Source organism: Dorea sp. D27, from assembly GCF_001185345.1.
Taxonomy (GTDB): domain Bacteria; phylum Bacillota; class Clostridia; order Lachnospirales; family Lachnospiraceae; genus Extibacter.
In genome coordinates this window covers 368305-395133 of sequence record NZ_KQ236745.1, presented here as the reverse complement: position 1 = coordinate 395133, position 26829 = coordinate 368305, and the positions used below count along the sequence as shown (strand labels likewise).

At 52.3% G+C, this 26829-nt stretch carries 26 protein-coding genes and 1 riboswitch; of the genes, 4 read left to right on the top strand and 22 right to left on the bottom strand.

Annotation, left to right across the window (positions count from 1 at the left end):
- Positions 1-84 precede the first annotated feature (84 nt).
- Positions 85-1026, bottom strand: coding sequence for a CPBP family intramembrane glutamic endopeptidase (locus tag HMPREF0980_RS13045; RefSeq protein ID WP_049729530.1), 942 nt, complete (start codon positions 1024-1026; stop codon positions 85-87).
- 180 nt (positions 1027-1206) lie between these two features.
- Positions 1207-1312: riboswitch (TPP riboswitch) on the top strand.
- On the opposite strand from HMPREF0980_RS13045, the gene thiT reads away from it, so the two are divergent.
- The 4 genes from thiT to HMPREF0980_RS13025 all read left to right on the top strand — a co-directional run bounded on the left by thiT (position 1309) and on the right by HMPREF0980_RS13025 (position 3375).
- Positions 1309-1875 carry an energy-coupled thiamine transporter ThiT gene (thiT, locus tag HMPREF0980_RS13040; RefSeq protein ID WP_049729529.1) on the top strand — a complete coding sequence of 189 codons (567 nt, stop codon included), beginning with the start codon at positions 1309-1311 and terminating at the stop codon, positions 1873-1875. Its footprint overlaps the riboswitch before it by 4 nt.
- Before the next feature lie 106 nt (positions 1876-1981).
- Positions 1982-2230, top strand: coding sequence for a DUF3781 domain-containing protein (locus HMPREF0980_RS13035; RefSeq protein ID WP_049729528.1), 249 nt, complete (start codon positions 1982-1984; stop codon positions 2228-2230).
- Positions 2231-2312: 82 nt separating this feature from the next.
- Positions 2313-2867: a helix-turn-helix domain-containing protein gene (locus HMPREF0980_RS13030; protein ID WP_049729527.1), complete on the top strand. Its 555-nt coding sequence runs from the start codon at positions 2313-2315 to the stop codon at positions 2865-2867.
- 16 nt (positions 2868-2883) lie between these two features.
- The gene (locus HMPREF0980_RS13025) at positions 2884-3375 is read left to right on the top strand and encodes a prolyl-tRNA synthetase associated domain-containing protein (protein ID WP_049729526.1); all 492 of its coding nucleotides are present in this window, start codon (positions 2884-2886) and stop codon (positions 3373-3375) included.
- Positions 3376-3449: 74 nt separating this feature from the next.
- Here the strand turns inward: HMPREF0980_RS13025 and HMPREF0980_RS13020 are convergent, their stop codons facing one another.
- The 21 genes from HMPREF0980_RS13020 to HMPREF0980_RS12920 form a co-directional block, all read right to left on the bottom strand.
- Positions 3450-4226 (bottom strand): hypothetical protein, encoded by a 777-nt coding sequence (locus tag HMPREF0980_RS13020; protein ID WP_049729525.1) that lies wholly within the window; start codon positions 4224-4226, stop codon positions 3450-3452.
- 60 nt (positions 4227-4286) lie between these two features.
- Complete coding sequence (locus tag HMPREF0980_RS13015; protein WP_049729524.1) at positions 4287-5468, bottom strand: ABC transporter permease; 1182 nt, start codon at positions 5466-5468, stop codon at positions 4287-4289.
- Positions 5465-6136: an ABC transporter ATP-binding protein gene (locus tag HMPREF0980_RS13010; RefSeq protein WP_049729523.1), complete on the bottom strand. Its 672-nt coding sequence runs from the start codon at positions 6134-6136 to the stop codon at positions 5465-5467. Before HMPREF0980_RS13010 ends, HMPREF0980_RS13015 begins: the two co-directional genes overlap by 4 nt.
- A gap of 12 nt (positions 6137-6148) precedes the next feature.
- Positions 6149-8095, bottom strand: coding sequence for a permuted SH3 domain-containing protein (locus HMPREF0980_RS13005; RefSeq protein WP_049729522.1), 1947 nt, complete (start codon positions 8093-8095; stop codon positions 6149-6151).
- A 154-nt stretch (positions 8096-8249) separates the two neighbouring features.
- Positions 8250-9416 carry an MFS transporter gene (locus tag HMPREF0980_RS13000; protein WP_049729521.1) on the bottom strand — a complete coding sequence of 389 codons (1167 nt, stop codon included), beginning with the start codon at positions 9414-9416 and terminating at the stop codon, positions 8250-8252.
- A gap of 43 nt (positions 9417-9459) precedes the next feature.
- Positions 9460-11505, bottom strand: a complete 2046-nt coding sequence (locus HMPREF0980_RS12995; protein WP_049729520.1) for an oxidoreductase — start codon at positions 11503-11505, stop codon at positions 9460-9462.
- A 104-nt stretch (positions 11506-11609) separates the two neighbouring features.
- On the bottom strand, positions 11610-12098 hold the full coding sequence (locus tag HMPREF0980_RS12990) for a PaaI family thioesterase (protein ID WP_049729519.1): 489 nt from the start codon (positions 12096-12098) through the stop codon (positions 11610-11612).
- Positions 12088-13122, bottom strand: coding sequence for a GGGtGRT protein (locus tag HMPREF0980_RS12985; RefSeq protein WP_049729518.1), 1035 nt, complete (start codon positions 13120-13122; stop codon positions 12088-12090). Before HMPREF0980_RS12985 ends, HMPREF0980_RS12990 begins: the two co-directional genes overlap by 11 nt.
- A gap of 9 nt (positions 13123-13131) precedes the next feature.
- Positions 13132-13824 carry an iron-sulfur cluster assembly scaffold protein gene (locus HMPREF0980_RS12980; RefSeq protein ID WP_049729517.1) on the bottom strand — a complete coding sequence of 231 codons (693 nt, stop codon included), beginning with the start codon at positions 13822-13824 and terminating at the stop codon, positions 13132-13134.
- Between the two features lie 4 nt (positions 13825-13828).
- Entirely contained in the window at positions 13829-14305 is a 477-nt protein-coding gene (locus HMPREF0980_RS12975) for a LeuD/DmdB family oxidoreductase small subunit (RefSeq protein ID WP_049729516.1), read from the bottom strand.
- Between the two features lie 17 nt (positions 14306-14322).
- Positions 14323-15579 carry a 3-isopropylmalate dehydratase large subunit gene (locus tag HMPREF0980_RS12970; RefSeq protein WP_049729515.1) on the bottom strand — a complete coding sequence of 419 codons (1257 nt, stop codon included), beginning with the start codon at positions 15577-15579 and terminating at the stop codon, positions 14323-14325.
- An 11-nt stretch (positions 15580-15590) separates the two neighbouring features.
- Complete coding sequence (locus tag HMPREF0980_RS12965) at positions 15591-16739, bottom strand: 2-methylaconitate cis-trans isomerase PrpF family protein (protein WP_049729514.1); 1149 nt, start codon at positions 16737-16739, stop codon at positions 15591-15593.
- Positions 16740-16802: 63 nt separating this feature from the next.
- Positions 16803-18209: an aldehyde dehydrogenase family protein gene (locus tag HMPREF0980_RS12960; protein ID WP_049729513.1), complete on the bottom strand. Its 1407-nt coding sequence runs from the start codon at positions 18207-18209 to the stop codon at positions 16803-16805.
- Positions 18210-18261: 52 nt separating this feature from the next.
- Complete coding sequence (locus HMPREF0980_RS12955) at positions 18262-19164, bottom strand: hydroxymethylglutaryl-CoA lyase (RefSeq protein WP_049729512.1); 903 nt, start codon at positions 19162-19164, stop codon at positions 18262-18264.
- Between the two features lie 11 nt (positions 19165-19175).
- Positions 19176-20369 (bottom strand): CaiB/BaiF CoA transferase family protein, encoded by a 1194-nt coding sequence (locus tag HMPREF0980_RS12950; protein WP_049729511.1) that lies wholly within the window; start codon positions 20367-20369, stop codon positions 19176-19178.
- A 30-nt stretch (positions 20370-20399) separates the two neighbouring features.
- A complete protein-coding gene (gene iolN, locus HMPREF0980_RS12945; RefSeq protein ID WP_049729510.1) occupies positions 20400-21518 on the bottom strand; it encodes a 3-dehydro-scyllo-inosose hydrolase in 1119 nt (372 codons plus the stop codon).
- Positions 21519-21537: 19 nt separating this feature from the next.
- Positions 21538-22632 carry a zinc-dependent alcohol dehydrogenase gene (locus tag HMPREF0980_RS12940; RefSeq protein WP_049729509.1) on the bottom strand — a complete coding sequence of 365 codons (1095 nt, stop codon included), beginning with the start codon at positions 22630-22632 and terminating at the stop codon, positions 21538-21540.
- A 34-nt stretch (positions 22633-22666) separates the two neighbouring features.
- Positions 22667-23626, bottom strand: coding sequence for a transketolase family protein (locus tag HMPREF0980_RS12935; protein ID WP_049729508.1), 960 nt, complete (start codon positions 23624-23626; stop codon positions 22667-22669).
- Positions 23627-23638: 12 nt separating this feature from the next.
- Entirely contained in the window at positions 23639-24550 is a 912-nt protein-coding gene (locus HMPREF0980_RS12930; protein WP_049729507.1) for a transketolase, read from the bottom strand.
- Between the two features lie 232 nt (positions 24551-24782).
- Positions 24783-25568 carry a Uma2 family endonuclease gene (locus tag HMPREF0980_RS12925; RefSeq protein WP_084002777.1) on the bottom strand — a complete coding sequence of 262 codons (786 nt, stop codon included), beginning with the start codon at positions 25566-25568 and terminating at the stop codon, positions 24783-24785.
- Positions 25569-25793: 225 nt separating this feature from the next.
- Positions 25794-26801: a sugar phosphate isomerase/epimerase family protein gene (locus HMPREF0980_RS12920; RefSeq protein WP_049729505.1), complete on the bottom strand. Its 1008-nt coding sequence runs from the start codon at positions 26799-26801 to the stop codon at positions 25794-25796.
- Between the last annotated feature and the right edge of the window lie 28 nt (positions 26802-26829).

Sequence of the window (26829 nt, the reverse complement as noted above, 5' to 3'; positions counted from 1 at the left end):
TTCATAGAATAATAAGGTCCGCTTTTACAATATATTCACTTTCGGCTGCTTCTGCCATTATCGTGCATTAAAAAATCTGGCAGCTTATATAGCCGCCAGATTTTCATTTTCACCCGGTTTATTTGGATAATCCGGTCTTTCTTCAATTCTCTGTATGAATACGAACATCGTTGCCGCTACTGCCGCACATACGACTGTGACGATCCCTATCCTCATGATATCTGCTGCCAGCCAGTCTAGAAGCTCGTATTTCGTTGCCAGCACCGAGAATATGTTCATGACTACATGAGCAGCCACAGGTGCCTTTATCGAACCATATTTTTCGTAAATGTATGCCAGCATCAGGCCAAGTACAAAGCTGTAGATCATCTGCACAAGGTTCACATGCAGTATCGCGAACACGACAGATGAGTATATGGCAGACTGCAGATATCCCGCTCTTGCCCTCATACGTTTGAACATGAGTCCCCGGAATACGAGTTCCTCACAAATTGGCACAAGAATTCCAAGACAGATGACCTGAATCAGCAGAGGCGGCGTATAAAGTATCTCCATCGTCTCCTCGTAAGTACCGCTTATGGCGGACACCCCGCTGATTGCAATCAGATTGTTCAGTCCCCAGCACATCGCCACTGACATCAGCAGCACGGCACTGTATTTCCATATAGGTGCTTTCTTGTTAGGAAGGATTCCTGCCGCCCGCTCCTTCACCCTGTCCTTGTGAAAGAATATAAGCATCACAGGTATGGTGATAAATGCCGCTATCCCTTCAATAGCCGTCTGCCATTTCATGAGTTCCTCAAGTATGGCATTATACAGGTTCATCATCTGCTCCTGATTCTCCATCGCTTTCATAGCCGCGTCATAATGCGCTGACATATATAAGAAAGAACATACCATAGCACCGGCCATCATCGTGGCGAACGCGATTCCCCACTTGATGAGCAGCGGACCCCACAGACGCATGAACCGCTTACCGCCGCTCTCGACAGGTACAGGCGGTGTTCCATTTTGCTGCTGTTCCATATTAAACCTCACTTTCTTTCAATTACTCTCTCTATTCTACTTCTCATTACCATAACATGCAATTAAAAAAGTATAAATTCTTTGAAACAATTCAAAGGGGTCAGACCCCTATGGCCATAGGGGTCTGACCCCTTCCGTACAACCCCCGTACTTGACACATCTGTATTTTCTGACTATTATAGTAATGGAACGGGGCGCCGAAGCGGCTGAGATGTGCGCGGTTGTGCACAGACCCTTATAACTTGATCCGGATAATGCCGGCGTAAGGAAGGAGAATTTAATATGTCAAAATCAAGTGTCAAGACAAGCACTTCTTCAGGTGTTGTCATTAAGAAACTCGTTTTTTCTGCAGTTGGAATCGCTCTTGCTATGGTGACTTCTTACATTAAAGTGTGGGACATGCCTATGGGAGGTTCCGTCACTTTATTATCCATGTTGTTCATCTGTCTCATAGGATATTGGTATGGGCTGAAATATGGTCTACTGACCGGGGTCGCCTATGGAATACTTCAGTTTGTCGTAGATCCGTACATGCTCTCGATTCCTCAGGTGGTGCTCGATTATCCGCTTGCCTTCGGGGCGCTCGGTTTGTCGGGCCTCTTTTCAGACAGGAAATATGGCCTGCAGACGGGTTATATCGTGGGAGTCCTTGGCAGGTTTATCTGCTCTCTTCTCTCCGGTGTCATATTTTTTGCATCTTATGCGCCGGACGGGATGAATCCGTGGGCTTATTCCGCACTCTACCAGGGTTCTTACCTTGGGGCTGAAGCTGTGATTACTCTCGTCATCATATCGCTGCCGCCGGTCACGAAGGCGCTGAAATATGTAAAGGGGCAGACAGACGCATAACAAGAGAAAGGTGCCGCAAAACAGTTCGTTTTCTGCTGTTTGGCGGCACCTTCTTTAAAATAGATCTTGTAGTATCATTATTAGAAAACACGAAGGAGATATAGAGATGGATACAATGAATGAACCGCTTCTTAATCTTGACCGCTTACATACAACGGAGCAGGGTGTCTTACGTATCAGGCGAAACCTTTCTTTGGAAACGGATCAGGTGGTTGACTGGTGCAAGGCAAAACTAAAACAGCCCGGTGCCTCTGCCACCAGAAAAGGAAAAAACTGGTATGTGCGCATTGACGGCTGTATATTAACCATCAATGCCAGCAGCTACACGATCATAACAGCGCAGAAAGAAAAGTAGCAGAACCTGTCTTTACTTTCTTCCTGGTTTGCAATATAATAGAAAAAAATTCTATATACCGGAATATCGGGGAGGGATCCAATTGGATGATTTAAACCAGCTCATTGCAGATAACTTAAAAGAGATTCGCAAGGCCAAGGCATTGAGCCTTGAACAGGCATCTTCCCTCACCTCCATCAGTAAAAGCATGCTGAGCCAGTTGGAGCGGGGCGAAGTAAATCCAACGATTTCCACTGTATACAAGCTTTCTCTCGGCCTGAAAGTACCGGTGACCGCATTCACTGCTCCGAAGCCGACCCCCTTTTCCCGGACAAGCAAAGCCGATGTCGCTCCTCTTATCAGCGATGACGGCCGTTACCGGCTTTATCCGGTCTTCAGTTTCCGGGACGGACAGGATTTTGAAATCTTTGATTTCGAATTTGACGAAGGCGGACAGATGGCGGGAAACAGGCAGATGGCAGGCACCCAGGAGTTCATCACCGTATACAGCGGACAACTGACGCTCGTGTTCAAGGACACGGAATATGTGCTGGAAGCCGGCGATTCCGCCGCATATAATGCATTTGATGACTACATTTACAAAAATACAGGGAAAGGGATGATAACTGCATGCATCGTAGTGCACTATCCGAATTAAGAAAGGAGCAAGAGACATGGAAGATCAAAAACAACGCGTATACGACGCACTGAACAAACTGAACATCAAATACGAGGTGGTGGAACACGAGCCTGTACACACGATGGAGGATATGGACCGTCTGGGGCTTCCCGCCAAAGGAACGCTCTGCAAAAACCTGTTCCTGCGTGATGCCAAAGGTAAGCGGCACTTTCTCGTGACTTGTGATGAGAAAAAGACGGTTGACCTGAAATCACTCGGCCGTGCTCTTGGCGCGGGCAACTTAAGCTTTGCCTCCGAAGAGCGGCTGGAACAGTATCTTGGGCTTAAGCAGGGCAGCGTCTCTCCCTTCGGGCTTATGAACGATGCTGACCATGCGGTAGAATTTTTTATTGACAAGGATCTCGGACGGTGCAAAAGTCTCGGAATACATCCGCTGGAAAACACCGCGACTGTATTCCTGTCCTTCAAAGACCTGGACAAGTTTCTCTGGAATCTGGATGTGGATGTCATGAAAATCAAATTATAGCCATGTATCATGCAAGGGACAGACTGGCCGCCTCCGGCTGTCTGTCCCTTGCTTATACCATGTCAATGATGTATTTATACTACCAGTTTCCCTGCTTTTCCGAGCACCTCGCCTCTCGTTCCTCCGGCGTCTGCCAGTCTCACATGTGTTCCCGCCACCCGGCTGGAAGCATCCGTACCATACTTTGCGTGATAGTGATTCCCCACATCGTTACGGAGCAGTTCCCCGACCTTGTCATTGAACTGGTCCATATTAACCGCGGAAATATCAATTCGTTCCCGGCCTGCCACCTGTGTCAAAGCCTCACCGATGTTTCCTTTTACCGTAAAATTCCCCAGATTAACACTGGCCGCCAAATATGCAGCCTGCAGTTCCTGCTTAAAATGTTCAATATAAGATGTTCCCTGCTGATTCAAAAATCTCTGTCCGGTATCGCACCCGTCTAGATATATTTCTCCACTGTAACCTACAGGCAGTATATTATTAACTTCAAACAAAAGCGCCAGCTCCCCAGCTCTGTAATCTCCGAATGTCCCCTCCTGGGCAGCACTTACCGGAGCTTCTCCATGTCCGACCAGTATGAGGGATTCCGCCGGTGCTATCGGATCCATATACTGAATGCCTGCCTGTTCGGCCGCGGAACCTCTGGAAGGGATGTATCCGATACGCTTAGGGACAAAAGCCGCATCTCTGTGCAGTACCCGTTTTCTTGCGTCGATATGCTGTGCGTCTGTCATCAGCTGTGCATCCAGCGGCGTTACCGTAAACGGCGCCGCGGCTGAAACTGTAAAATCCTGTATCGTGTATGTCTTCAGTCTCTGAATCGGCTGTGAAGATTTTTGCTCTAGCATATTTCTATTTCACAACGACGTCTGAAACATACTTTCTTAAGATCTGTCACGGATGGCCGCCTATCCGGCATACCTGAGCGCATCAATCGGCTGCTTTTTGGCGGCTTTATCTGCCGGGTATATGCCGAAGATAATACCGATACCCATGGAAAATGCAATTGATATCCAGACAACACCCAGCCTCAGCTCGTAGTTCATATCATCTCCGCCCACTCCTGATATAATCCGAAGGGTAACCCAGGACAGAAAGATTCCAACGGCACATCCCATCAGACTGATCATGAGCGCCTCGATAAGAAACTGAAGCATAATGGTGCCTTTCCCTGCCCCGATTGCTTTGCGGATTCCGATTTCACGCGTACGTTCTGTTACGGACACAAGCATGATGTTCATGATGCCAATACCGCCCACGAGCAGAGAAATCGCCGCAATACCGCCGAGCAGAAGCGCCAGTGTGTCGGTGACACTCTCCATGGCCTCCATGACCGCGGACTGGTTGATAACAGTAAATGCATCCTCGTCCTCGTTGAACCGTTCCATCAAGGCCGCCGACAGGGCGTCCTGTGCATCGTCGAGCGTCTCTTCACTTGCTGCTGACGCGCAGAACGCCGTCACATCGGACGATACGTCGTCCGTAAGACGGATGAGGGACGTGTACGGAATATAGGCCTCATAGTTTTCCGTTGTGCTGGAATCACTGTCCTTCGCAGCCAGCACGCCGATAATCTGATACTCCGTCCCGTTAAACTTTATCGTCTCGCCGGCCACATCCATCCGCCCCATCACCTCTGTGGCGAGACCGGCATTGATGACCGCCACGTTCGTATGTTTTTCCACGTCAATATTTTTGATAAACCGGCCCGCATACAATTCCAGCCCCTGGATGTCATAATAATCGCCGGTCGTCCCATAGAGGGAAATGTATTCCTCCGAATAGGAACTGGCTGCGGCCACACTGCTCTGTGCCACCGGCGCAGCCGCCTCTAGCTCTTCATCTTCCGCCAGTTCGGATACATCCGCCAACTTCAACGGCCTGCCTTTGTCATCCTGTACCGTGACCGTCAGCAGATTGGTGCCGATGCTGGAAATCTGGTCTGTCACGGATTCCGTTGTCCCGCTTACGAGCGATACAAGCACGACAAGCGACATGACACCGATGATGATGCCGAGCATGGTCAGAAAGGAGCGCATCTTGTTTGAGGCTATCGATTTCCATGCCATTTTTACAGCCTGCCGTATCATGCTTCTACCTCCTCTACCCTGCCGTCTAGTATATGGATACTCCTATTCGCCTGGCTGGCTACGGAATCGTCGTGGGTGATGAGTACAATCGTATTTCCCTGTTCGTGCAGCTCGTGGAACAGGTTCATAATCTCTTCACCTGTCTTGGAATCCAGATTCCCCGTCGGCTCATCGGCAAGAAAAAGTGACGGGGACGTCGCAATCGCCCTTGCAATGGCAACCCTCTGCTGCTGTCCTCCAGACAGCTCATTTGGCCTGTGGGACCCTCTTCCTTCCAGCCGTACTTTAGAAAGAGCTTCCATTACCCTATCCTTTCTCTCATTTTTCGGCATCCTCTGGTAAATCAGCGGTAACTCTATATTCTCTGACGCTGTCATATTTCCAATCAGGTTAAAGCTCTGGAAAATAAACCCTATCTTCTTATTCCGTATCCGGGCCAGCTCTGACTCGGAATACGCTTCTATGGCCTGGCCGTCCAGCGTGTACGTCCCCTCGTCCGCCATGTCAAGACATCCGATGATATTCATCATCGTAGACTTTCCACTCCCGGAGGGACCGACTATGCTGACAAATTCTCCCTCCTCTATCTGCATGCTCGCACGGTCGAGGGCGCGTACCTCCGCCCCGCCAATCCGGTATATCTTCGATACATCATGAAATGTAATCATATCTGTCCCCCTTTACTGTTCCACCCCGTTTTCCGGCCCGCCCTGTGGCATGCTTCCCGAATCCGGCATCTCGCCGCCTGGCATCTGACCGCCATCCGGCATACTGTCGGCACCGTGCATCATCCCATCCTGACCGCCCTTCACTCCGCCGGACCCTTCCGTAGCTGTACTGCCGGCCTTCAGATAATACACGGTGTCCCCCTCACTCAGGCCGCTTACAATCTCCACCTGGCTTCCATTGGACAGACCGGTCTCTACTTCAACCTCATCCGTCAATTTTCCCTTCTCATCCTTTCCTGTATATACGAAAGTGCTGTTCCCTTGTTCCTGGAGAGCATTGACCGGTATAAGCACCGCATTTTCCGACTCCTCGATGCGAATGGTTGCCGATGCGCTCATGCCCAGCATCATGCCCTCTGTCTTCCTCAACGTGATTTCCACCGGATATTTCGCACTGCTGCCGCCTGAAGAGGCCGTCTGGGCTACATTAGTGATAGTCCCTTCAAATTCCTCCCCATCCAGAGCATCCAGTGTGACAGCGGCCGACTGTCCTTGTTCCACAGACAGGATATCCAGCTCATCAACATTGATGGATACCGTCATGTCCTCTCCCGATGCAATCGTAAATGCTGCTGCTTCATATATGCTGTATTCGCCGCTGTCTGAAGTGCCGGTATCGCCGCCGGATGTGCCGCCGCCCGAAGCCGCGCTCCCTGCACCGGCGCTTCCTGTTCCGGAGGTATCCCCCAAGGAGGCCCCTGCGGCCTCCGCCCCGGCAGTCCCGGCGTTCCCTCCTGACAGGCCGCCTGTGGCACTTCCCGACGCAGAACTGCCCTCCTGACCGCTATTTTTCGCATCATCTGTACCCGGTGCCGCCGTCTTGGCAAATCTGGCCTTTATCTTAAGTATGCTGTCCCCGGAATCACTTTTCAGGACTTCGCCTGTGACATCGGCACCTTTTACCTCCGGGATAATGTTGGAGGAAAACTCATACCCGCTCTTAGCCGTCAGCTTAATGGTCGCCGTGTAAGCCGTATCGGCCTGAAATACGTCCGTCGCGCAGTTCCACGTAATGGTCCCTGCGTATTCGTCCGTCTCTTTGATGTCGGACTGCGGCTTTTGTCCGGCCGCCGGCGCCTCCACAGTAAGGCAACAGTCTGAAATGCTCTGGACACCCGATGTTGTGTCCGCCGCAGAAAGTAAGATAATCTCCGCTTTGCTGCCCGTATCCGACATGGCCACGCCCCCGGAGGAAGTGCCTGATTCGTTTCCTGTCCCCGACGCATCTGCAGCGGCTGCATCTTCTGAACTGCTGCCTGTCCCTGATGATGTACTCTGCATAATCTCCGTGTCCGCAGACACATTGACACTGTCGACCGTACCCGCACACGATGCCGTTACCGCCTTTGTCTCCAGCAGCGTGTCGAGAGATTCCTCCGCGGCTTCCAGCTCCTCCATCTGCCCGTACAGCACCTTTGCCTCAAGGTATTCCATCGTGCCGGATTCCTCCGCATCGCTGGACAGGCCGTCAATCTGCTCCTGCACACTTTCTTTGCTTTCTTTTACTTCCAGCAGCTCGCTGGCAATGGACGCCTCATCGAGCGTGGCCAGCATCTGACCTTCCTCTACCGTGTCTCCGGGCTCCACAAGGACCTCCTTTACCTTAATACCGGTCGGTACCACAACGTCCGTAGTCGCCCCGCTCTCAAGCGTTCCCGTGCCGGCTACAGTCGTACTGATGTTCCCTTTTTCCGCCGTTGCAGACTGAACCGTCATCTCCGCCGCCTGACGAGTCTTTCCCTTCGCCCGTATAATGAGCCCGGCCGCCATTGCCAGAAGAAGCACCGCCATAATTGCCGCCATAATCCAAAACGCTTTCTTCTTCCTGACCCGCTTGAACTTCCGGCCCAATTCCTTCCTATCAACATGTAGTGAAAACTTCTTGACCCGATTCTCCATAATCTCCTCCTGTAGCTGTAAATAGGTTTTAACAAAATCAACTATCATAAGATTACTGGAAAAATACGGGTATTTTGTGAGTAGAATGTGAAAGAACTGTGATATCGGCACTAAATTGGGGACGGGGTATTTTTAAAAATACCCCGTCCCCAATTTATGTCTTTCTCGCCGGCAGCAGTATGAGTGCAGCGGCAGCAGCGGCGGCAAGGCAGAGTACATCCAGCATCATGGCTCCAAAGAGGCCGAAACTGCTGATGCTGATGCCCATGAGCCATGGAAATATGACCGCCCCGCCTGCTATGCAGAGGAACAGGAGTGTGGATATCTTTCCGAGCGCTGCCGGGAACCAGCCATATCCAATCGTGAGCACAAGCGGGATGCATGCTCCCGAGAGAAGGCCGGCCCCTGTCACTCCGATTACGGTGACTGCCGGCATTCCGCTCATGATACCCGCCGCGAGGGATGCCGTACCTGCCAGAAGGCCTGCTTTCAATATCCGCTCCTCGGACGTATATCTTGTGAGGACGGCACTTATGAGCCGGCTGAATATAAGGCCAATCCAGAATGCGGACACGCTTAAATTGGCTGCCGCAGGTGTCAGATGAAGCGTTTCCTGCATATACGCAGGCAGCCAGCTGTTGATGCCCATTTGATGCCCGCAGTAAAAGAGCAGAATTCCCATAAGGCAGAAAGCTCGAAGGCAGATAACGCTGCCGCCTTTGCCGTTGTTCCCTGTGCGCTCCGGCTCCTCTGCCGCATATCCCTTCTGTACGGCAAAATAGGCCAGCCCTGTCACGATACATATGATGCCGAGATAAAAGTACGTGTCCCGCCAGGCCGTTCCGTTTTCCATCAGCACCGTCGTAAAAAGCGGCCCTGCGAACGCCCCGATTCCGAAGCTGCAGTGCAGCAGGTTCATATAGAAGCCGCTGTTCACCGTATTCAGTCTCGATATGGATGCATTCAGCGATGCATCCAGGAACTTCATGCTGACGCCAATCCAGAGCAGCAGCAGGAGAAAGCTGTAATAGGATTGCGAAAATTTTATGGCCGTCAGCAAGAGCCCAAGGAGGAAGTAAGACACGAGCACCAGGTGTCTGCTGTCGAAGCGGTCGATGAACAATGCGGACAGCAGAATCCCGACAATACAGCCTGTATTGATAATGACCGCAAATATTCCGCCCTGTGCCAGCTCGATTCCAAACTCTCTGACGAGGATAATCATCTGTGTTCCCGTCATCGTCGTAAAGACTGCATACACAAACATCAAGACGTACAGCACCGCTGTAATCTTCAAATTATCTGACTTGTTCTTTTCCATACCAGCACCTCTCTTAAAAGCCTGTCCGTCTTTTCGTAAGACGCTATAGGCATATCACCTGCATATGCGCGGTATAGACAGCATCTTTTATCTTTCCTGCCTGCACGGCGTCTCCAATTCTGACAACCGGATACGGCTTATCAGGAAATGCTTCCTGACCGTTCGGTTTCAATCCTCCTGCCAATATTACCGTATCTGCTTTCAGCACTTCCTCTTTTTTATCCTTCAGATTGAAAATGCGCACTTCCCCTTCTGTAATCTCCTCCACCCTGCAAGACGGGCAGAGCCTTACGCCGTTCTTTTCAAGCGTATACAGGACTGGTTCTCTGCAGAATGCGTCCATGTCGCTGCATATGCCATCGAGCATCTCCACAACTGTAATCTTATGTCTTTGCACCGCCCCGGCCCGTTCCCTCGCCTCAAACTTCAGTCTGCCTCCAAGCTTCTCTGCTCCAAGGCAGACCACATCCACCAGCTGACCGGAAAAATATTCCGCCGCTTCGGCACCGGAAGCCCCGCCACCGACAATGACAACATTCTCCCCCACGCTGTCAGGCGCCGTCAGTGCGTCATATGCGCTGATGACATTTGAAAGACTGCTCCCCTTGATTCTCCTAATGTAATGGGAACCACAGGCAAGGAACAGCACATCGGGCTTCAGGGCGTCAACCGCTTCTTCCGTCGCTTCCGCACCAAGGCGTACCTCTACGCTCAGCCTGGCAAGTTCCCGGCGGTACCAGTCCACAAGCTTTCCAATCATCTCTTTATGGGGCGGTACTTTAGCTGCGTTTATCGTGCCGCCAAGCTGCCGGCGCTTCTCAAACAGAACCACTTCATGCCCTTTCAGAGCCGCAACCCGGGCTGCTTCCATCCCGGCCGGCCCCCCTCCGGCTACGACAACCCTTTTTCTGCGGGTATTGACTGCCGGCGCGGCGCAGTCAGCCATATGGCCGCAGCATACGGTATCAAGGTCCGGGAACTCTGCTTCCCTCCCCGTCTCAGGATTAACCGCACAGCATATCTGTCTGTCGTCATCGAGCGTGTCCAGGCAATACTCGCAAGACAGGCAGTGGCGGATGGCCTCCGGCCTGCCGGCCTGTACTTTGGCTGCATAGTCAGGGTCCGCAAGCTGTGGCCTGCCGAGCGCGATAAGGTCTGCCTTCCCCTCCGCAATAATCTGCTCCGCATATTCCGGCTCACGGATTCCGATGGCCGTGAACACCGGTATATCCACCACCTGTTTGATAGCTTCAGAATATGGCACAAGCAGTCCCTTTGCCTGGGGCAGACAGTAGGGCGGTGTCGTCATGAGATAGGCAGACGGCTGTGAAGCTGAGATGTCAATTGCCGCCACACCGCTGTCAGCAAGCACCTTTGCAAGCGCCACCGCCTCTTCTAGCTCCCTGCCCCCTTCTACAAATTCATTGGCGCTGAAACGCACCATAACAGGAAATCTGGGTCCGAGTGCTTTCCGGCACTTTTCTATTATTTCAAGAAGAAACCGGTTCCGGTTCTCAAAACTTCCACCGTATTCGTCCGTCCTCTTGTTGAACACAGGTGACAGGAATTCCGCTATCAGATATCCGTGGCATCCGTGCAGCGTTATGGCATCCATGCCCGCCTGCTTCGCATACATAGCAGCAGCCACAAACTGTTCCTGGATGCGGTGGATTTCCTCTACGCAAAGTATCCTGCCAGGATGATCCTTATACTTAGACAACCCTGACGGGGACACCCGAGGCGGTATGGATGCTTCGCTTCCATAGTGAACGAGTTCAACCGAGACCTTTGCATGGTAACGGTGGAGCTTCTCCACAAGCCTCGCCCATGACGCCGTATACTTCCTGTCACAGATCATCGGCTGCCGCGGGTGGTTGCGCGTATCCGCAGCTACCCCTGCCGCCTCCAGGATAATGAGGCCGGCGCCTCCCTTTGCCCGCCTGACATAGTATTCTTCCATCTGGGGGGTCACACACCCGTCCTCGGATGATAGATTTGTGTTCATAGGCGGAAATACAATTCTGTTCTTCACCTGGACAGATCCTATCTGCACAGGCGACATCAAGTTCTTAAATGCGTTCTGCTTCATACTCTTGTCCTCTCTTACATGTATTATCAAACTGTCAGCATCACCCGGTCATATCTGCATGCTCCGTATCTGTGCATCCATCATGGAGCATACGGTATTTGAAGCTATACGAAGGTTCCAGATGCCGTAGCTGCAGGCTGTCTGCCGTCCGACGATACGACCTCGGCTGTCAGGAACAGAATCCGTCTGCCCTGCCTGTTTATCTTCGCCCGTACGGTAAAGACTTCTCCAAGGCGCAGAGGTCTCAAAAAGTCTACGGACAGGTGTACCGTAGCAGCGCTCACTGACTGCTTATAAAAGCGGACCAGCAGGCCACACGTCATATCTACCGCTGTAGTTATCAGTCCCCCGTGCATCGTCTGCATCGGATTCAGTTCCCATTCCTGCACCTGGAATTCCATCTTAAGCTCCTTGTCCGTGAAACAGCAGCCTGCAAAGGTCCCGCGCATCTTATCATAGATATACCGCGTCTCCTCCTCTCTTTCGCCGAGGAACGCCGCCTTCATGATTCGGTCCATATAGGCCTGCCCGTCTTCCATGTCCTGCCTTCCATAGACCGGACCGTCGAGCTGGCCGAATACTTTATAATCCACCTTCTATCCCTCCCACGGTCCCGCTGCCGCCTCTGATTTCCCCGACAGCTACTGCGAGGCGGACGGTCGCCCCGACCATCGGATTGTTGCCCATCCCGACAAATCCCATCATCGCAACATGGGCCGGTACAGAAGAGGAACCGGCAAATGTCGTGTCACCGTACATCCTGCTCATAGAGTCTGTCAAACCGTAGGAAGCCGGCCCTGCTGATGTCTCATCCGGTCCGAGCGTCCTTCCGATTCCACCCCCGGAAGCACAGGCAAAGTAAGTCTTGTTTCGCTCAAGACATCTCTTCTTGTACGCTCCGGCAACAAGATGGGTAAATCTCACCATATTCGTCCCGTTACCGGAGATTGACACATCCACGTCCTCCCACTCCATGACCGCCACGCCCTCTCTGGCCTCGTCGGCTCCATAGCACCGTATGCGGGCCCGCTCACCGCGTGAGTAAGACTTTTCATCCAGAATGGCAAGCACGTCGGTCTTATAGTCATAGCGTGTCTTCACATACGTAAATCCGTTCATTCTCGATATTATCTTTGCCGCATCTTTGCCCAGCCCGTTCAGTATCACTTTCAGCGGCGTCTTTCTCACCTTGTCTGCCGACTGGACGATACCGATGGCTCCTTCTGCGGCCGCAAACGATTCATGCCCCGCCAGAAATGCGAAGCACTTGACTTCCTCCGACAGAACCATGGCCGCCAACCGTCCGTGCCCGGTACCCACCTGACGTTCATCAGCCACTGAGCCTTCCGCACAGAACGCCTGAAGCGCCTCTCCTATGACCAGAGCCGCTGCCGAGGCGGTGGCGGCGCCGGAGGACAGTGCGGCTGCCGCGCCGGCCGCATATGCCCAGCAGGCATCGTCAAAACAGATAGGCTGGATGCTTCTTACGATGGCACGGACATCCAGGCCATGGGACAGGCAGACGGCTTCTGCCGTCTCCAGATTTTCGATGCCATAATTATTTAAAAATGCTTCTATCCGGACAATCTTCTTGTCCATATTCTGAAATCTTACCATTACAGTCACCTACTCCCTTCGCGGGTCGATATAGCGGACCGCCTCTTCGTACCTACCACTCACGCCTGTCGCTTCCGCCAGCGCTTTATCCGCCTGCAAGCCTCGGCGTATGTCTTCCATCATCTGACCGATATTGACATATTCATAGCCGATGATTTCCTGCTCCTCATCCAACGCCATCTTCGTCACATAACCTTCTGTCATCTCCAGATAGCGGGGGCCTTTCAGCTGTGTCGCATATGCGGTTCCCACCTGGCTTTTCAGCCCTCTCCCCAGATCTTCCAGCGCGGCTCCGACATCAAGGCCGCCTTCCGAGTATGATGTCTGTGTCCGCCCGTACACGAGCGCGAGGAATATCTCCCGCATGGCTACGTTGATGGCGTCACAGACAAGGTCTGTGTTGAGCGCCTCCAGGATCGTCTTGCCTGTAAGTATCTCAGACGCCATTGCAGCCGAGTGGGTCATGCCGGTGCAGCCGAGCACTTCTACGAGCGCTTCTTCTATCATGCCCGCCTTGATATTCAGTGACAGCTTGCACGCTCCCTGTTTTAATCCGCACGTCCCCACGCCGTGGCTGAAACCCGAGATATCTGTTATCTGCTTTGCCCGGTTGAACTCTCCCTCCTGTGGTATGGGGGATGCTCCTTCATCTGCGCCGCACTTTACACAGCATTTATCCAGCAATTCTTTCGTATAATTCATCGTCTCACACCTCTTTCAGATACGGGAACAGACCTCCGGCCTCGATAATCTTCATCAGATGCCCCGGCAGCTTCTGGCACTTATACCGTTCCGATTTCGTCAGATTATAGATATATCCTTCCTCTGCATCTACCTTCAGCCGGTCCCCTTCCCGTATTTTATCCGTGTCTTTACACTCGATGGCAGGAATGCCTACATTGATCAGATTCCGGTAGAAGATCCGGGCAAATGACTTGGCTGCCACCACGCTGACTCCAAGATATTTGAGCGTCAGAGGAGAAGTCTCCCTGCTGGAACCCGAACCAAGGTTGCTGCCCGCCACAAAGATATCGCCTTTCTTCACTTTCCTGTAAAAATCCGGATCCACCGCACTCATGGCATATCTGGCCGCTTCCGGTATTGGAAGCTCCATATACTGGGGCGGGGAGATGATATCTGTGTTGATATTGTTTCCATACTTTAATGCATTTCCTTCTGTCATATTACGTGCACCCCCTGTCACTGTTCTTCGGCAGCTCTTATCCTGCCTGCCACCGCACTGGCCGCCACCGTAAGCGGAGATCCCAGGTAGATTCTGCCGTCCCTGCTGCCCATACGTCCGAGAAAGTTCCGGTTGCTTGATGAGATGCACGTCTCGCCGGAAGCGATAAGTCCGCTGTGCAGCCCTACGCACACACCGCACGTAGGCGCCATGATGATGCCTCCTGCCTCTGCAATCATATCAAGATAACCGAGTCTGCCCGCCTCCTGCCATATATTTCTCGAAGCCGGGGATACCAAAAGGCGCACGCCCGGAGCCACCTTTTTCCCCCTCAGATATTGCGCTGCCATTTTCAGGTCGTTCAGCCGCCCGCCGGTACAGGAACCGAGGTACGCCTGCTGTATCTTTACATCGCCCACATTGTCAACATCCGTCACACGGTCCACCTCATGGGGACAGGCCACCTGTGGCCTCAGCTCCTCCGCCCGGAACCGGTATGTCCGGCAGAAGGAGGCATCTTCATCACTGAAGCACGGTTCATATTCGTCTATGCCAAGACTTTCAAGATATTCCTTTGTCGTAATGTCAAAAGGCATAATTCCGGCTTTTGCCCCCATCTCAACCGCCATGTTCGTTACCGCCATGCGTTCATCCATGGAAAGCTTCTGAATCGTATTCCCCTGATATTCCACGGACATATACGTCGCTCCCGCGTGACCGACTGTCCCTATCGTGCGAAGAGACAGGTCCTTTGCCATCACATTGGATGACATGCTGCCTTGCCATATGACCCGGATAGACTCAGGCACTTTCAGCCACGTCCTCCCAGTCGCAAGGATACCGAGCATCTCCGTAGACCCCACTCCACTTGCAAATGCATTGAGCGCGCCGCCCATGCAAGTGTGGGAATCTGTCCCGAGCACTATCATTCCGGGCCTGACATTGCCCGTCTCTGCCATCACCTGATGGCACGGCCCCTCGAATTCATAATAGTTCCGTATGCCGTTCTCAGCAGCCCACTCCCTCGTAAACTTCACAATCTCCGCCTGCTGTATGCTGGCCGGAGGCGTATAATGGTCTGAGATGATGACAACCTTCTCCGGGTCCCATACCGGCTTGCCAAGTTCCTTCAGCTGTTCCGCAATCTGGATACGGGGGCCGAGGATATCGTCCATCATGGCCCGGTCCACGTCTACCCATACGATATCGCCCGGTTTCACTTCCGGCTCTTTTGCCGCTCCGGCAATCATCTTTTCCGCTAACGTCTTTCCCATATGCATCACCCTTACTGTCTTTCCGGCAGATATACGATGCCGTCCATTATCCTTCTCGCCGTCCTGTATACGCCTGCCTTTTTCAGCTCGATTCTGTCTCTGTCCACATCCACCTCGGATTCGACTGGAATCCTGCCGGACGGATGGCCGATATACACTTGCGCTCTATCTTTTGCCTCTTCTTTCAGTACGTCATACACGACACTTCCGGGTATGCGCAGTGCCGCCGCCGTTGCCACGGTACCTGTTATCGGATATGCCTTGTGCATCTTCAGCATGAACAATAGTCTGGCTGTCACGTCAATCTCCTCTTTACCGACCTTCACTCCATTGACCGCCACATAGCCGGCCGGTTCAGACACGATGGAAAAAAACGGGTTATACGGACTTTTGACAGCCGCCTCTTCCGGCCTGCCGCATAGACCGAACATCACCGCCGCCTCGCCTCTTATCTCCTCTATCAATCGCATCAAAGATGCGTTATGTTCTATTTCATACGGACTTTCTGTCCCTTTCATATCAAGGGCTTCAGCCTTGATAAATACGACCGGATTGCCCGCGTCTATGAGCGTGACCTCATATGGCCGTCCCTCTGCCCGGATTACATCTCTCACATTGCCGGTAGGCAGAAGCTTTCCTGTAAGCCCACCTGCCGTGTCCGACCAGTCCAGTGTGATCTTCGCTCCGGTTCCAGGCACTCCGTCAATCCGGAAATCACCCGCACATATCGCCCTGCCTTCTTCTGTCGGCACATAAGCGGTCAGAATCTTACCGGTATTTTTCATGTGGATCCGCACCTTTGTGAGCTGACCGTCCGCACGGACCATCCCTTCGTCGATGGCATAAGGACCCACAGCTGAGGATATGTTCCCACAGTTTCCGCTGTAATCCACCTTATCGGTATCAAAGCTGACCTGGGCAAACGTATAATCTACGTCCGCGTCTTTTCTGGACGAAGGACCGATGATGGCCAGCTTGCTTGTGAGCACGTCAGCCCCTCCCAGCCCGTCTATCTGTCTCGTATCAGGGCTGCCAAACACAGCCCTGATAACCTCATCCCTTGCTTCAGCGTCTGACGGCAGTTCATTTTCCCTGATAAATATTCCTTTGCTCGTTCCGCCCCTGACAATCGAACATCTTAAGCTTCTTCTGCCTTCCATCTTTACATGACCTCCTTCAGACCCATTTTCCTTCTTATGTCATATCGCAGCTTTGATTCTGCTTTAATTCTTCATCACATCCCCGAACAATGCTTCATCTGACGGTATCGTTCCTTTGATTGGAACCGACAGCCACGTATTGTTCAGGAAATGCTTCAGCGTGATATTCTCTGATACGATATTGCCGCCCCACGTGCCGCACCCAAGCGAACCGGTAAACGGCATTCCATTGTTCCAGTCCCCGCTGTTGCCCACGCTCTGAGGCTGACGCACCATCACCCGCGTCGTCTTCGTGTTCAGCGCGAGCGCAAGGATATGCTCCTCATCATTGGATTGGATGCCGCAGGAATGTCCTGCTCCCTGATACGCGTGAATCTCATTTACTATCTGCACAGCCTCGTCAAATCCCTTATACTTATATACTGCCAGCACAACGCTCAGCTTCTCTCCTGAGAATGGGTATTCTGCTCCTCTGCCTGACTCTTCCACGAGGATAAACTCACAGTCATCCGGTACGTCATCGATTCCTGCTATCTGTGCGATTCTTTTTGCCGGCTGTGTCACGATGTCCCGGTTCAATATGTGGTTCTCCGGGAACTGTGGCCACAAAGCTTTCTCAAGCTTCGGCTTGTCTTCTTCCGCCACAAGATACGCTCCCTCTTCCTTCAGACATTCGATGAACGCGTCATAGATACCCTCCTGCACGACGATAGAATTCTCGCATGAGCAGCCGGACGCATAGTCGAACACCTTGCTCACATGTACATTACGGGCCGCCTCCTTTAAGTCCGCCGTCTCATCGATGACTACGACCGCGTTGCCCACGCCCACACCATAGGCGGGGGTACCGGAACTGTATGCTGCCTTCACCATACCTGCACCGCCCGTGGCGACGACAAGATCTGTCTGTGCCATAATCTCCCGGCTCATCTCCATCGTCGGGTGCTCCGCACAGATAAGCAGATCCTCCGGCGCCCCGTAGCGCTTCAGTACATCCCGCATCACTTCTACCACGAGATATGTCGTCCTCTGGCTTCTCGGATGAGGGGAGAAGATGATTGCATTGCGGCTTTTCACCGCCAGCATCCCCTGGGTCGCCGGACATAATTCCGGCTGCGTCGTAGGGATGAGAGAGCCGATGACGCCGACCGGCTTGGCAATCCTGCGGATTCCCGTCTCCTTGTCTTCTTCCACCACGCCGACAGACTTCTGTGGATTGATGTCGCTTAGCACGCCTCTCACTTTTTTGTACAGCTTGCCAAGCTTCGCCTCATAGGTCCCCATCCGCGTCTCCTCAAGGCAGAATCTGGCTATCTTTTCTACTGTTTCCTCCTGGACGAGCGCCCATCCAACGGCTCTTGTCAGCCGGTCCACCTGTTCCTGGCTGTAGGTATCTGCCACAGCCTGGGCTTTTCTCGCCCGCTCCACCAACCCCTTTACATATTCGTGCTCGTTCCTTTTTTCTGACATGATTCATTCCTTCTTTCTCTCTAATATCCATATGTACCGTCCACGTTGACTGTCAGATGTTGTCATACGTGCATGCATTCAGCATATTGCCCGTCAACTCAGCATGTACCGTCTGCCTGACAAGCGCCGCGGCCTTCAGCAGCTTCTCCTGGCACACGCCGTGGGCTATCTCCATATAGTCCAGCATGTTCACCAGATCTTCCGTGGCCACATTCCCTGCGGCTCCCGGTGCGAACGGGCATCCTCCGAGCCCTCCAACGGAAGACTCGAACGAATCTATGCCCTCCTGCATGGCAGCCAGGATATTGGCAAGCCCTAATCCTCTCGTATTATGAAGATGGAACGTAAACGCGGCATCCGGATAGCTCTGTCTCACATCCGCGGCAAGCATGGCGGTCTGCTTCGGATTAGCAATCCCAATCGTATCACACAATACAAACTCTTCTATCCCCGCAGCCCTTCCTGTGTCAATCAGCTTATATACCTGTTCCCGGCTCACATTACCTGCATAGGGGCAGCCGAATGCTGTCGCGATATCCAGCCTTATCTTCAGCTCCGGCACAGCCTCCCTAATGTTCCTCAACTCTTCTGCCGACTCCTCTGTCGTCCTGTTCACATTCGCTTTATTGTGAGCCTCGCTTGCAGAAATGACATAGCTTACTTCTTTTACACCGCAGGACATGGCGTTCCTGGCCCCTCTTGCATTCGGCGCGAGAGCGATCTTGCGAAGCCTCTCAGCCGGATAGTCCACGGATGCCGCAAGTGCCATCGCATCCGCCATCTGCGGCACGGCCTTCGGATGCACGAAAGATGTAATCTCCATATCTCTGACCCCTGCATCCACAAGGCTGTCGATAATCCTCTTCTTATCTGCAGTGTCTATAAAGTCCTTTACATTCTGGAAACCATCCCTTGGCCCAACTTCTATAATCTTAACCTTTTCCGGCAGTCTCATAAGAATCTCCTTTACACTATCCCCTGCTTCGCCAGCTCTTCTAACTGGCCGGCGGACAGGCCGAGCAGGTCCCTGTACACTTCTTCATTGTGCTGCCCGAGCAGCGGGGCAGGTCTGTCGATCTGCGGATTCGTCTCGGTCATCTTGAACTGCGAGCCGTTCAATACCGTATCACCGGCAGCCGGGTGCTGCACATGTACGAACATTTCCCTGGCCTGTGCATGAGGGTCTTCCACGACCTGCGCCAGATTATTGATCGGCGACGCAGGGACGCCGTTCTCAAGAAGCAGCTCCACAACATCCTTGGTCGTATAATTACTCGCCCATTTCTGTATGATTGGACGGAGTTCCATGTAGCGCTCCACACGCTTCGGGTTCTTATCATACCGTTCGTCCAGCGCCAGCCGGGGCCTGCCCATCACCTCGCACAGCTTCACCCAGAGCTTGTCGTTCGCCGCCCCGATTACCATCATCCCGTCTTTCGTCTCAAACGTATCCGTCGGGTAGTTGGATTCATAGCGGTTTCCTATCCGCTCCGGAAGCCTGCCGCCCATTGTATAGATCGGATAGATGATCTGCATGCTTGCGATGCCGCAATCCATCATACCGATGTCCACTTTCTGGCCGACGCCTGTACTGTTCCGGTATTGGAGCGCAGCCAGCAGGCCGATGGCGAGAGAATATCCCGCCAGGCTGTCTGCCATGGCCGTCCCGACTCTTGTCGGACCGCCGTCCGGCCACCCGGTCACGCTCATGAGGCCGCAGCTTGCCTGTCCGATGACATCGTAACCCGGACGCTGCGTATACGGACCATAATGCCCGAAACCGGACACTGCCCCGTATATGATCTTCGGGTTTCTCTCTTTCAGCACCTCATATCCAAGGCCAAGCTTCTCCATCACGCCCGGCCGGTAGTTCTCGACTACGATATCGGCCTTTTCCACCATCCCAAGAAACAGCTCTTTTCCTTCCGGTTTCTTCAGGTTCAACGTGATTCCCGTCTTGTTGCGGTTTACATTCATATAGTATCCGCTCTCTCCGTTCACGAAAGGGCCGAAACTGCGGCTGTCATCTCCCTTGCCCGGTATCTCTATCTTAATTACTTCTGCTCCCAGATCTGCCAGCATCATCGTGCAGAACGGACCTGCAAGGACACGGCTCAAATCCAGGATACGTATACCACTCAGAGCGCCTTTTGTCTTCATATCATTCACCTTCTTCTGCCCCAGCGCCGCTTATTCCATTCCGACTCTCGGAAGTCCATATACAGAACGCCAGCCTTCGCTTCCAGGTTCTTTTAAATAAGCAGCCATCTCTTCCTCCGTGCGGTATGTCACTTCTTCCGTCGGCGGAACCGTTCCGGCCGGGAATGCCTCCAGCAGTTCGTCCACACAGTAGGTGAGATATTCACATGCCGCCAAAATCGGACGCTTTGCTTTCCTCGCCTCGGCGATGGCAGGGCTTCCCACTACCCCCTCTGGCGTACCTTTATACGTAATCGGAGAAGTCATCTCCGTCTCGCTCCATCTCTGAGGCCTGTGGAAGCTGTCGGTGGAATTGTCGAATCTTCCCGGCTCGAAGTAGCTCTTCGGATGTGTCTCATCTGCATGGCTTAAGTCCACCATTCCTTCAGGAAAGCAGAGCATCCCCACCGAAGTCTCACATTCGTCTGCATGTACGAACGGCGTCTTCACCATATCTTCTTTTGCCCCCGGGTAGAAGAATTCGCGGATAGCGCGGTGCCAGTCCATCACCTGGATGATACATGGAAGCTGATACCGGTACAGGAATTCATGGAGTGCCGTCTCCAGCACCCAGAGCTGCCCGTGGTTGTTGATATAGATCTGCTTGCGGAATCCGTCGTTCCACAGGCCAAGCATCGTCGCGACAAGCGTCTCCACCGCTACCCTCTGTGGTACCATAACCGTGCCCGGCATACCGAGATGGTGGTATGGATGTGCACCATACGGAAGCGGATTGTACGCCAGATTCACCTCGCAGCCGTCTTTTGCAGTCGCACGGCGGACACCTTCTGCGATGGACTGGCACTGGAACGTATCGAGCGCAGATACGGTATGCATACCGTGGCATTCGGTACACCCTACCGGTACGAGCACCACATCATTTTTCTTTCTCTTCTCGACGACCTTCCACCTCGGTGTCGTCTGGATATATGTGTCTGCGATACCAATCTCAGAAGGCGACGGAATCTCGTAACGTTCTTTCAAGAGCCGGTCTACTTCTTCCTCGCTCATATCCCATATTTTTTTCTTCAGCTGCCCGACCTTCGTATTCTCAAATGTAATTGCCGGATGCTCTGTCGTAATCCATATGTTGCTTCCATAGTCTGCCATATTCTCTTCCTCCTTTTAATTATCTGTTCCTGTATTCTTCCAGCCTGTCTTTTTCTTCATTGGCCAGAACCATCACCTTCACCGCCTCATCTTTGTGCTCGATGGCCCGGTCGAATGCATCCTGAATCTTCTCCAGCGGATAATATGATGTGATGAACCTTGTGAAATCAATCTCATCCTTTACCCGTCCCATGAACTTGATTGTCTTTGTAAAGAACCACGGCTGTCCGGCGCTTCCCTGAAGATTCAGTCCCTTCCAGATCGCTTTTCCTATTTCTATCGGAATCTTCCGGCCGATAGAGTGCCCGATAAAACGGATCCTCGCATGAGGTCTTGCGACGTCTACCGTCATGCTGACACCGGCATCGCTTCCGGTACATTCCACGACAAAGCTTGCGCCTTTGCCTTCCGTATGCTCAAGCACGACTTTCTCTACGTCTTCCTCGAACGGATCAATCGTCACGTCAACGCCGACGACCTCTTCCGCCATCTTCCTGCGGAACGCGATTGGTTCCACCACGATGACTTTTGCACCGGCCGCCTTGCAGATCGTTGCCGCAAAAAGTCCGATTGCGCCTGCCCCGAAGATGACGCAGTCATCTGTCCTGGCCACATATCCGTCCCTTCCGTAGATACTGTAGTAAGCTACAGAACAAGGCTCCACGAGAGCGCCTTCCACATACGTCATGTTATCCGGAATCTTATAGCAGAACTGTTCTTCGCCTACGAGATATTCTCCCATACCGCCAGGCGCTGATGGCATGAAGCCGACTTCATTCCAGTTCGTACAGTAGGAATTGTTGATTCCTTCCTTACAGATGTCACACCGGTTACAGGAATTCGCACATTCGCCTGTGACGCGGTCTCCCACTTTGAGAGAGATGACATCAGAGCCGACGGCCACTACTTCGCCACACCACTCATGTCCCGGCGTGTAAGGACCGAGGTCATAGCGCCCCTCTTTCGAATGTCCGAGATAGCATTCCACGTCTGATCCGCATATGCCTGACGCATGCACCTTTACAAGTATCTGTGTCGATTTCAGTTCCGGCACCTGGACTTCCTCCAACCTTAAATCTTTTGGTCCATACATAAAAGCATCTAATGATTTCATCGTTTCTCCTCCTTCTTTATGTGCAGCAGTCCGTTTATACGCCTGCCAGCATTCCTTTTATCTCTCCGGCCATATGCTCGGGTGTGAGGCCATTCTTCCTAAGCTGGTATCCAAGCGAGGCCGTCACGCCGAAGGTGTCCTGAATCCCCATCATGCGCAGCACCGCATTTGTCTTTATCCCGGCGAGCACCTCAGCTACGGCACTGCCAAGCCCTCCGATTATGTTGTGGTTCTCACATGTCAGTATGTAGTCCGTCTCTGCCGCTGCTTTTTTGATGATATCTTTATCGATCGGCTTGACAGTCGGCATGTTGATGACCCGCACATCGATTCCCTCTGCCGCCAGCAGCTCTGCCGCGTCCAGCGCGGTAGCCACGGTTATGCCGCAGGCGAAGACAGTCACGCTGCCACCGTCCCTCATCGTCACGCCCCTGCCTGGTTCAAAGTGCGGAACTTCTGTATAGACATTGCGCAGATACATCTTCGGCTGCCGGAAGTAGACCGGACCTTCATAATCCGCCATGTATCTCGTAATTGCTTCCAGTTCATACGTATCTGCCGGTTCCACCACGCACATGCCGGGTATGCTTCTCATCAGTGCCACGTCTTCCACGCCGATGTGGGTCCCTCCGTTCTTTTCTGCTGTCAGCCCTGCATAGAGCCCGCACACTTTTACATTTGCTTCATTATAGGCAACCGCGATGCTCACCTGGTCGCAGGCACGCTTCGAGGCGAAATTGGCAAAGGAACTGGCAAACACGTTTTTGCCTGAGAGGGCAAGGCCCGCGGCTGCGGCCATACAGTTCTGCTCTGCAATGCCGAAGTTAAAATGCCGCTCAGGGAACTCCTGTGAAAATGCCTTTGTTCCAAAACACCTCATAAGGTCTGTATCACAGACGACGATGTCCTCCTTATCTTTCCCGAGCTCAACGATTACTTTTCCGAAGATTTCCTTGCTGACTAACGTCCGTTCTTTCTGTAATGCTTTCTCCATCTCCTTCACCTCCTATGCATTTTTCAATTCCGTGAGTTCATCTGCATTGAGAAACAGAATCTTTTCATCGATATCTTTCCCGTATGCCGCATAAGCCTGCTCAATCTCTTTCAATGCGGCAGCTCCCTCTGCCTTTGTCATCTTTCTGCTGTGCCAGTCCGCCTCATTCTCCATATATGACACTCCTTTGCCCTTAACCGTGTCGGCGATGAGAACATGCGGAAAGTCTTTCGTCTCATCCATTCTGTCGAAAGACTCCCTCAGCGCTTTCAAGTCATGGCCGTCGCACTCCTGCGTATGAAAGCCGAAGGCTTCCCACTTTGCCTTCAGGTCGCCAAGCGGCATGATATCGTTCGTAAAGCCGTCAATCTGAAGCCTGTTGTTGTCGACGATTACCTTAAAATTGTCGAGATTATATTTGGCGGCCGCCATAGCCGCCTCCCACACTTCTCCTGACTGGCATTCCCCGTCCCCGAGAACACAGTACACATCATATTGCTTTCCATCCATCTTCCCTGCCAGCGCCATCCCAAGCGCCATGGAGAATCCCTGTCCAAGTGCTCCTGTCGAGGCTTCCACCCCCGGAGTCTTCAGACGGTTGCAGTGCTTCGGCAGCATGCTGTCATCCGCGTCAAACTCTTTCAGCTTCGCGGCGGGAAAGTATCCCAGGTCTGCCAGAATAACATAGAGTGCCGGACTTGCATGGCCTTTCGACATGATAAACCGGTCCCTGTCTTCGGCGTGAGGATTCTTCCGATCAAGGCGCATCACCCCGCCGTAGTACAGCGTAGTCAATACCTCCAGGACTGACAGTGAGCCGCCAGGATGCCCTGAACCCGCGTAGGCCATCATGGCTGTCAGGTTGTAGCGTATCTCTTCCGTCTTTTTTCTGAGCTGGTCATAATCCTGCTGCAATTCATTCATATCTCTTCTCCTTTCTGCTCGTACTGTTATAACAGAATTTGCACGTATTATAACAATATTCTTATCAATGATTATTTTTGAATATAATTCCGTTTATTCAACTTACTATTATATTAACAATATAGCCAAACCACTTCTATAAATTTATTGCTATATAAAATAACAATATTCTTTACTTCGCAAAAAGAGAAAGCCCTTCCCGTATAAACGGAAAAGGCTTTCTCATCTGAAATTAAACATCAAAAACAGAAAAATCAATGGACAGGCCGTCAAATATTCCGACAGGTACATTATCCCGGAAAGAATACGTCTGAATGTGGAAATTCTCTTCCCTGTCACCAAATTCATATACCGTAACCGACTCATTGTCCGGGTCGACTACCCAGTATTCCCTCACCCCGGAAGTCCAGTATTTGTTCAGCTTGACGAGATAGTCCCTCTTTCGGCTGCCCGGCGATACGACCTCCGCCACCAGATCGGGCGCTCCATTGATTCTTCTGCCATCACTTTTATCTCTGTCGCAGACGACAACAAGATCTGGCTGCAGCATCGTCCCGTCGTCATTGTCAATCCTGACATCTACCGGTGCGAGAAGCACTTTGCAGGGGCCTCCCCGCCCTTTGATATGATGACGGATGTAATAATACAATTCCCCGACAATCTCCTGGTGCCGTACGGTAGGCGCCTCCATGAAGATAAGGTAGCCGTCCAGAAGCTCAGCTCTTACGTCATCCGGAAGGTTGTAATAATCCTCCTCGGTGTATGTGCCATTTCGCTTTAATGCGTCATAAGCTGGTACCGGCTCACATATCATATCTGCCCGCGCACTGGGACGGTAACGGTCAAAGTCCAGACCAAGAGCAGCCGAGAGCGCATTCATCGTGTCATTCTGTGGGGATCTGGTAGCACCGCTGAATATCTTGTTGACCGTTCCAAGCGAGACTCCCGACATCCGTGCCAGCTGCTCATTCGTCAGCCCCAGCTCTTTCTTCCGCTCCCTTAACAACCGAATCTCCATCGGCATCCCTCCTCTCGAAAATAGATACTGCCTGACAATATCAATCAACATAAGCTTCCTATGTAAATTATTATATATAAATATAAAAAAGTCAACCTATTATTATATAAAAATATAAAAAGCCATATTATACCCTTTGCAAAACTGTCACGTTCAGAAAGGATACAATATGGCCGGCCAGAAAGCCTTTCTATACTATGTTATTGCCACGGCCCGTATCATCTGTCAGATATCAAACCCCAGCCCTTTGATTTCCAGCAGATGCTGTGGGAAATCTCTCGTATAATCGTGCGGCATGGCCTCTTTCAGCAAATCTGCCGACTTGGCTGTCGCGATGACGCTTGGCATGACAACGTCTTCAATCTCCAGACTCAATGGCCCGTCATAGCCAAACTGCAGCAGCGTCATGAGATAACGCTTCCACCAGAACACGTCATGCCCGTATCCCAGCGCACAGTACGTCCAGGAACGTTCAAACGCCGGATTGCTCAGATAAGCCGCCGTCTCATGGCAGCCGTTCAGATCCTTGACATCTTTTTCGATATGCGTGTCCTTCGCATGAACATGGTGGATGGCCTGTTCCGCCCCGAGTGCCTTCGCCGCCTCTATCGGATCCATCCCCATGAAAAACAGATGGCTTGGGTCCAGATTGGCACCGATGATTGGTCCTATCGCATTCCTCAGCCTCAGCAAAGTCGGCACGTTATAGACTATCTGTGTCGGATGGACCTCCAACGCAATCTTTTTGATTCCGTGGCTTTCTGCAAGCCTTGCTGTCTTTTCCCAGTATGGTATCCCGACCTCATTCCACTGGTAATCGAGCATCTCCAGCATGACAGGCGGCCAGCAGCAGATAACCCAGTTGGAGTACTTTGCCTCCGGCCCCCCGCCCGGCAGCCCGGACATCATCGCTATCTTCTCCACTCCCAGCAGTTCTGCAAGCCGGAACGTCTTCTCTACGAGCAGCGCGTCCTTTTCTCCCTGGGCATCCGGGGACAGCTGATTCCCGTTGCAGTTGAGCACTTCCAGCTTCAGCCCTCTGCTCTCTATTGCCCTCATGTAGCTCTCTCTTGCCTCTTTGCTTTCCAGCAGCCTGTCGATATCCATATGAGGCGCGTTGGAATATCCGCCTGTCGGAATCTCCAGCGTTTCGACTCCGAGCATCGAGGCCGTATCGAGCATCTCTTCAAAAGTAAGTTTACCGAGACTGTCTGTCATTAATGATAAGTGCATATTTTACCCTCCTTCTCTCTCATGTCCG